Here is a 681-nt window from a genome sequence, read left to right on the forward strand (position 1 = left end):
GCAATCCGACGAGCAAGCCGATGATCTGGCTCGACGGCCTGGACATCCCCACCGTCCGCCACTTCGACGCCAGCTGCGCCGAGGGCTATGCCGAGGACCAGTTCCCCGAGCAGGCGCCGGCCGGCGACAGCCTCAACCGCTACGGCCGCAACATGCGTCCGCTGAAGGGCCACACCGCCGACCGCCGCCCGGCCCACCAGCCGCTGTTCCACTATCCCTATTCGGAGTGGCGGCCGGCGCTGGACGCCATGGCCAAGGGCGCACAGATCGATCCGCACCTGGGCCACGCGCTGGAGTTCCTCACTCCCGTCAACGGCGGGCCGATCATGTCGACCATTTCGGCGCATGTGCGGCTGATGCCCGCGGGGTTCGAGACCCGCGACCGCCGCTCGACCGACGGCACGATCTTCGTGGTCGTGGAAGGGCAGGGCGAGGCGGTCGTCGAGGGCGAGACCATCGCCCTTGCCCCCCGCGAGATCCTCGTCGTCCCGTCGTGGAAGACGGTCCGTTTCAAGGCCCAAAGCCAGCTCGTCCTGTTCGGCTACTCCGACAAGGCCTGCCAGGAAAAGCTGAACCTCTACAAGGAAGAAAACCTGTGAGCCTGATCTTCGAACCCCAGGCGCCGGTCCTGGCCGCCACCTCCACCGGCGAGCAGTTCCCGGTTCGCCGCATCTTCTGCGT

1 protein-coding gene is annotated in these 681 nt (G+C 67.7%); it reads left to right on the top strand.

Annotation, left to right across the window (positions count from 1 at the left end; all coding sequences use genetic code 11):
• Window positions 1-599, top strand: a 599-nt coding sequence (locus tag AC1DJ5_RS14630; RefSeq protein ID WP_477021071.1) for a cupin domain-containing protein, incomplete at its 5' end; no start/stop codon positions are given.
• Window positions 600-681 lie beyond the last annotated feature (82 nt).

The sequence above is a fragment of the Brevundimonas sp. 01N35 genome (assembly GCF_056399785.1).